The organism is Nitrobacter sp. 62-23, from assembly GCF_001897285.1.
GTDB lineage: Bacteria > Pseudomonadota > Alphaproteobacteria > Rhizobiales > Xanthobacteraceae > Nitrobacter.
On the sequence record NZ_MKSM01000097.1, the window covers coordinates 1 to 7,018 of the forward strand.

Below are 7,018 nucleotides of genomic sequence, written 5' to 3' on the forward strand. Positions count from 1 at the left end.
GACAGCCGCTCCATGCGCTCGATCATGTTGTCGAGGTCGCGCTGACTCATCACGCGGGTGTTGCGATCGAGCGGGCGCGCCAGTTGCTGCGGATTGTCGCGCATCTGTTCGGCCAGTTGCTTCAGATATTTGTCCAGCGCCGCGCGCAGGTTCTCGGTGAGCTTCTTGATCTCCTCATCGCTCGCCCCGCGCTCCAACGCCTCCTTCAGCGCGTCCTGCGCCGCACGCAGCGCCTTGTCGACGTCGGTGATATTGCCGTCCTCGATGCTGACCGCGAGCGCCCAGAGGTTGCCGACGACCTCGCGCAACTGGGCGTCGATGCGCGCTTCCTCAAGCTGCTTCGTGACGCTGTAAAGGCCGAGATACTCCCCCACCTTGGGAGTGAACACCTCGGGCGCGATCAGAAGCGCATCGAGCGCCGTATGGACCTGCGTGCTCTGATTGGCGTCCAGCGCCAGGATGCGACGCTGCTCGATCAGCGCGCGAGCCAGCGGTTTGGTGAACACACGTTCCGGCAGGCGCAGGTCGAACGGCTCGCTGTGTCCCTCGTTGCCTGCGTCGTCGCGCGCGCTCAGCGTCAGCGTCACATCGGCGCCGGCGTAGGGACTCTCGCTCAGGTCCTTGACGGTCTGCCCGATCCCGCTGCGGGGCCTGGCGTTCGGCAACACCAGCGCGAACTGCGGCGGGTCGAACAGCGGGCGCGCGGTCACGCCGTTCTTCGCAGAGGCTCCGGTCCGGGCCGAAAAGACCGCATGGGCTTCGGTCACGCCGTAGTCATCCTCCATGCGATAGGACAGTTGCAGCAATCCACGCGCCTGACGTTCCGGATGCTTGGCCAGCGATATCGCCGGGGCGCGATCGGGGATCGCATTGAATGTCCATTTCGGCTGCCCCGAGGGCGCGCGCACATGCGCGGTGCCATCCGTTGCGATGGTGAAGTGCCGCTCGTTCGTGCCTTCGGGAGCGTTATCGACGGGAGCCTTTTCAGTTACGCCGCCGCTGACCGCGACGTCGAGGCTGCCTCCGCTCGAACGGACGATCAGCGTGCTGCCCGCCGGGACCGGAAGCGCGGTATCGGACAGGCCCGCATCCTTGTTCGTCGCAGACAGAATGACCGGAGGCTTGCCGGTATAAGGCGGCGGCGCGACCCAGGCATCGACCCTGACATTGGCCGGGGTCAACATGCCGTTCAAATCGAACGCGGCGGCCACCCGCTCGGTTCGCTCGCCCCCGGCGGCGATATAGGTCACGACCATCAGCACCACCACCAGCGCGCGCAGCGCCCAGCGATCATGCATCGGCAGGCGTGGCGAGGGCAGCCCGGCGCGAATGCGCTTGAGCGAGGCCAGCGTGCGTGCGCGCTGCGCTTGCCACAACGCCAGCGCAACCGGATCCCGCGTCGCGACAGTATCGGCAAGCGCGGTCACCGGCCGATGGCGCAGACCGGCGCTGCGGTCGAGCCGGCTCAGCCCTTCCTCGCTGGTAGGCCAGCGGAACCTGACGGCGGGCACCACAGCAGCCAGCGCCAGCAGGACAAAAGCAGCCAGGGCAACAGCGCGTCCCGTCGCCGGCAGTTCGAGCCACAGCCCGGCCCACGATGCCGCCAGGAACAGTCCGGCGACGGAGAGCAGCCGCGCAAGGTGCGGCCAGGCTCTTTCCCATGCGATCGCCCATCTCGCGCGCCGCAGGGCTCGCGCCAGGCCAAGCCCCGCCGCAGGCTCGCCGTGGTCCTGACTGGAAGGATCTGGGGTTACGCCGGTCAACAAACTCTCCGGATTACTGGAGCCATTCTGACGGAATCAAAGCCGGGCTCCAGCTTTTTATTTTGAAGCCTCTTCTTGACGCGAACCGGTCCCCGCCTCGCTCAAAAACGCTGGAAAACAGCATCCTACCACGGCGGCGGCAATGAGGCATCGGCGGCCGATGGCCGTTGCTGCCCCGGCGCGACGATCTAGTGTCCCGATTCCGAAGTTCGTATACCCTCGCAGCAACCTTTGATGCGAACTTCGGAATCAAAGGGACACTAGCAACTTTATGGTTCTAGTGTGGTTTGGGTTCAGAAGTTCGCTTGACGGACTTGATTGAGCACTGAAGCGAACTTCTGAACCACCACACTAGCTTACCGGCACGGTGCGCTCGTCGCCCCATGGCAGACCGAACTGGTCGAGACCTTCCGCGAGAAAATCGCTCAGAAGCGGTTCGCCGAGCAGATAACTGGCCGTCCGGGAGTTGTGTCCGTCTGCGGCCTCACGCCGCAAATCCGTCCATTCATCGATTGAGCCATCGCCCCGGCCGAGCCGCATCAGCGCGACCAGATCGATCTGCTCATCCTCGGACAGCGAATTGATGAACCCGGTGATTTCGCGAACCACCGGGTCGTCACCATTGTCGGTCAGCACATCGATCATATTGTCATCGGAGGCGTTTGAGCCGGAGTCCGGGTCCGTCGACGCCTCCTTGGCATCGAACTCGCGCGCTTTCTCGATAAGAAAACCAACCTTTTCCGGCGAAATGGCAAGATCCGGCATTGGCGATACTCCTTATGTTCGAGAACGCCAACGCAAAGGCCGCCAGGTTGATCCCAATCACCGTGACGTGAAGCAATCGCAGACTTTACGGGAAAGGCTCCGCGATCCGCTCCGGCCATCCTTGCGAAACGGGGCAAACAGTTGTCGAATGCACGCGCGTTATTCCATGAACAATTCAAGACCAGAGAGCAAAGTCGAAGGGGCGCGACCGGCGCTTGAGGCATTTCACAATGAAGCTGATTTTCTCGCCGACCTCACCCTTCGCACGCAAGGTTCGCATTGCCGCCATCGAGCTTGGGCTGATCGACACCATCGAGCTGGTCCCGGCTGCCCTTGCGCCGGGCAAGCCCAACGACGACTATGCGCGCGACGTCAATCCGCTGAAGAAATTGCCGGTGTTGATCCTCGATGACGGCAGCGTGATTCTCGATTCCTATGTCATCGTTGAATACCTCGACGAGATCGCCGGCGGCGGAAAGCTGATTCCAGCGTCGGGTCCCGCGCGCTGGAAGATCAAGACGGATCATGCAATCGCGCAAGGCATTCTCGATTCCATGGTGCTGTGCCGGTACGAAAAGGCGGCGCGCCCGAAGGAGTACTACTGGCAGGCATGGGCCGACGATCACTGGCATCGGGTTTGGACCGGCATGGCGCATTTCGACAGACAGAGCGACCTGCTGTCGCGACCGCTGGATGCCGCGCAGATCGCGCTCACCTGCGTGCTCGGCTACGCCGACTTCCGTTTTGCGGATAGCGGCTGGCGCGAGGCTTATCCCAACCTCGTCGCATTCCACGACAAAATGATTCAGCGTCCTTCGGTGAAGATTTCGGCGCCGCCCGCGGCGTGACAAGGTTCACACATGCCGGCCGGCCGGCATCCGCTTCATCCGAACAATTCAATCGAACAGGCTTGGCGTGTAATTGACGGCCGCGCCCTCGATGGCGAGCATCTTCAGCTTGGTGACGACGCCGCCGTTGGCGGAGAAGCCTCCCGGCTTGCCGCCGGCGGCGAGCACGCGATGGCACGGCACCACAATTGGACACGGATTGCTGCCAAGGGCCTGACCAACGTCACGCGACAGTTCGACGCCGCCAAGCCGTTTGGCGATCTCGCCATAGGTCATGGTCCGGCCCGGCGCGATGGTGCGGGCGATGTCGTAAACATCGCGATGGAAATCAGGAACGCCGTCGAGATCGAGCGCCACGCCGGACAGATCTCTCGGCTTGCCATCGAGCAATTCGATCATGCCGTCGATCGCAGACTGCGCGCCGGCTGGCGGGATCGCCTCCGCGATTTCGCCATAGCGCTGGCGAATGCGCATCCGGGTCTTGTTCTCGTCCGGCAGCGGCAGTTGCACCGCCCTGATGCCGCGCAGAGTCCAGACGATGCCGCACGTGCCGATCGCGGTTTCGAACAGCGCGAACTTGCACTCCCTCGCGTCTTCACTCATGGGCCGCTCCTTCTCCAAAGCCCCCTCGTCGGGGAATCTGGGATTGGAGAATGCTGCAATCCACCCGGATTCCGGCAAGAAATATGCCCGGCCGAACGATTCCTCAGCCCGGTGCCAGTACCCGGCCGCGGGCCAACTTCACGACGTGACGGCGCGCTCCATCGCCACTTCGGCCTTGAGGTGGTCGATGTCGCGGTAGATCGATGACACCGCAAGCACGCGTCCCTTATGCCTGTAGCGCAGCAGGCAATCCCTGTCCGCGACGCTGCCCTCAACCTCGATCTGGTCCCACTTCAACGCGTGTCCGATATAGTTGATCGGCACATCATAATGCTGGCTCCAGAAGAACGGCACGGCGTCAAACTTTTCGCGGTGCCCCAGCATGTTGCGCGCGGCGACCTGGCCCTGACGCTCTGCCACCACCCAGTGCTCGACGCGGATGTTGTCCCCGGAATGAGAGTCCGGCCAGCGTGCGATGTCCCCGGCTGCATAGATGCCGGGTGCGCTGGTTTCGAGGAACTCGTTGACGAGCACGCCGCGGTCGATCTTCAACCCCGCTTTTTCGGCAAGCTCCAGGCGTGGTTTCACACCGACGCCGAAGACGACAAAATCAGCATCCAGCGTTCCGCCGCTGCCGAGCGTCACCTTCTGCTCGCCGATCGCAGCCACAGTGTCCTCCAGATGGAAGATGACGCCATGCTCCTCGTGTAGCGCGCGGACGAAGTCGCCCATCTCCGCACCCAGAATGCGTTCCATGGGGCGAGATTCCGGCGCGACGACATGGACTTCGATATCGCGGGCGCGCAACGACGCCGCAACTTCAAGGCCGATGAAGCTCGCGCCAATGACAACCACCCTACTCGCCGACTTCGCCGCCTCGATGATGGCGCGGCAATCCTTGAGCGTGCGCAAGGTATGGACGTGCGGCAGGTTGGCGCCGGGAATCGGCAGCCGGAGCGGTTCGGCGCCGGTCGCAAGCAACAGCCGGTCGTAACCGACGGTGCCGCCCGTGGTCGTGAGCTGGCGTTTATCCGGATCGATGGCGTTAACCGTCGTGCCCAGCCGCAAATCGATGCCGGCCTGCTGGTAGAAGTCATCGGGACGCAGCGGCAGCCAGTCCTCGGGCGCGGAGCCGGCGAGATAGTCTTTCGACAGATTGGGCCGATCGACCGGCGCAGCATCGTCGCTGCTCAGCATCACGATGCCGCCCTTGTAATCCTGGCGGCGCAGCATCTCGGCGGCTGCAAAGCCAGCCGCGCCCCCGCCGACGATCACGATCTTCTCGGGATGATCGGGCTTGGCGATCTTGCTCGCCGGGCGCTCGCGTTGCCTGCGAACGAAGATCCGGCCGTCGCGCTGCTCGACCTCCCAGACGTCGAGCGCGTTGAAGGCCGGAGCGCGAGTCGCTTCGCCGGTGCACAGGTCGAAGCAGGCATGATGCCACGGACAGCGAACGGTGCCGTCGACAACGAGCCCGTCGGCAAGCGGCCCGTGATAATGGCTGCAGTGCGCGTCGATCGCGAAAATCTCGGAACCTTCACGCACCAGCAGGATCTCCCGGTCTCCGACATGGCCGACCAGCTTGCCGTCCTTGAAAGCGCCGGGATCAACACCCTGCGTCAGATCCGGTCCGCTCGGTTGAGCCTGCTCCTCAGCCATCTATGGTCCTCCGTAGCTACGCGGCCGCCGGGCGCGAGCCCCATACGGACATTCGCTATCCGCTTCCACACGGTTTCACACCGGCGCGGATACGGCAAGTTCACCTGTTAAGAGCGAACGGAGCGGAAAAGGTTCCGCGATGCAAAGGGGGTTGCGCGGCGCCGGGCGAGCGTTGCGACTGCCGCGCTTTTCTCCGCGGCAGGCAACGATCCTGATTTCAGGATACTTTTTCAGGCGAAGCGCCCTCGGGCCTGATCCAGGCGGTTACCGGTAAAAATGCCATGGAGCCGTCCGCGTTATGACGGAAGGCTCCCGCTGGTCATGGCCAGGCACCGCTTAAAGACGGGCATTATTTCCGTTCGCCTCTGCGCGGGCGAATCCACGTTTTTCTTCACGCCGACAATCCGCGCGCTCCCAAGATCATGATCTTTCGGCGCCGCGAGGTTAACTTTTATTCGTCCTCGGACTCGGCCAGCGCCCCGGCGAGCTTGTCGTAATATTTGGCGACGAGATCGATATTGCCTTTGTTCTCGATCACGGGTGGCGGCGTCTGCAGCGCCGCATTCATGTCATCGACCGCCTGCTTCTTTTCCTTGGCCGGCATCTTGGTGTCGGCCTGCACCGCGGCAATCTGCTGTTTCAAAACCTCCTGCACGCCAATGTATTTCTTGGTGGTGGGATCGAAACCGCCGAGCACGAGACTGATGTTGTCGACTACGTTGTTGTATTCGGCGTAGCTTGCAAAGCCCGATTTCTTCGCGATCGCGTCGAGCTGCGCGATGACCTTCGAGTCCGGTTTCACATTCGGATTGTCCGGTAGCTTATCGTCGAGCGCGTTCATGTCCTTCTGCGCCGCGAGCACACCTTCGATCTGCTTTTCGGTGAGCGCGATCTGCTTGATCGGCGCGTCGTCGGACGGCGCCGCCTCAGCCGGCGCGGGGGAGGACCGTGTTGCCTGTGCGAGAGCGTTGTTGCCGGCCGAAACAGCAACGACGAACAGTATGAGACTGGCAATGGCGATCCCGATGATAGTAGAGCGACCGATGTCGCGCATGAGATTCTCCTCGGCTTGGCTTCACGATTCGCGCGGACGAAATGACGGCATTGAGGCTATGGGGTTCGAAATGAACGGCCTGTGAACCGGCCGATTCGCGCGACCGATCATCGCCGATCGATACCAGCGCGTGGCACGCAAGCGATGGAACATAAAAAACGCCGCTTCCGTCATGCATGGAGCACTTCGGAAACGGCGTTTTTATTGGTGACGCGAAAAGAAGTTCATAAAGAGGAAATCATTGTCCTTGGCAGGCCTGGCAGCGACCTACTCTCCCAGGGCTTAAGCCATAGTACCATTGGCGCTGAGGAGTTTAACGGCCGAGT

Annotated in this window: 7 protein-coding genes; 2 read left to right on the forward strand and 5 right to left on the reverse strand. The window is 62.6% G+C overall.

Annotated features, from left to right (window positions below; translation table 11 throughout):
• Both BGO16_RS09235 and BGO16_RS09240 read right to left on the reverse strand, forming a co-directional pair.
• Positions 1–1,763, reverse strand: a 1,763-nt coding sequence (locus BGO16_RS09235) for a TIGR02302 family protein (protein ID WP_292618383.1), incomplete at its 3' end; no start/stop codon positions are given.
• A 351-nt stretch (positions 1,764–2,114) separates the two neighbouring features.
• Positions 2,115–2,528: a DUF3775 domain-containing protein gene (locus tag BGO16_RS09240; RefSeq protein WP_292618384.1), complete on the reverse strand. Its 414-nt coding sequence runs from the start codon at positions 2,526–2,528 to the stop codon at positions 2,115–2,117.
• 230 nt (positions 2,529–2,758) lie between these two features.
• On the opposite strand from BGO16_RS09240, the gene BGO16_RS09245 reads away from it, so the two are divergent.
• Complete coding sequence (locus BGO16_RS09245) at positions 2,759–3,376, forward strand: glutathione S-transferase (RefSeq protein WP_292618386.1); 618 nt, start codon at positions 2,759–2,761, stop codon at positions 3,374–3,376.
• Between the two features lie 48 nt (positions 3,377–3,424).
• Here BGO16_RS09245 and BGO16_RS09250 read toward each other — a convergent pair whose 3' ends face one another.
• The 3 genes from BGO16_RS09250 to BGO16_RS09260 all read right to left on the reverse strand — a co-directional run bounded on the left by BGO16_RS09250 (position 3,425) and on the right by BGO16_RS09260 (position 6,692).
• The gene (locus BGO16_RS09250; RefSeq protein ID WP_292618387.1) at positions 3,425–3,979 is read right to left on the reverse strand and encodes a methylated-DNA--[protein]-cysteine S-methyltransferase; all 555 of its coding nucleotides are present in this window, start codon (positions 3,977–3,979) and stop codon (positions 3,425–3,427) included.
• A 138-nt stretch (positions 3,980–4,117) separates the two neighbouring features.
• Positions 4,118–5,638: an FAD-dependent oxidoreductase gene (locus BGO16_RS09255; RefSeq protein ID WP_292618388.1), complete on the reverse strand. Its 1,521-nt coding sequence runs from the start codon at positions 5,636–5,638 to the stop codon at positions 4,118–4,120.
• Between the two features lie 451 nt (positions 5,639–6,089).
• On the reverse strand, positions 6,090–6,692 hold the full coding sequence (locus BGO16_RS09260) for a hypothetical protein (RefSeq protein ID WP_292618389.1): 603 nt from the start codon (positions 6,690–6,692) through the stop codon (positions 6,090–6,092).
• 144 nt (positions 6,693–6,836) lie between these two features.
• On the opposite strand from BGO16_RS09260, the gene BGO16_RS09265 reads away from it, so the two are divergent.
• Positions 6,837–7,018, forward strand: a 182-nt coding sequence (locus BGO16_RS09265; RefSeq protein WP_292618390.1) for a hypothetical protein, incomplete at its 3' end; no start/stop codon positions are given.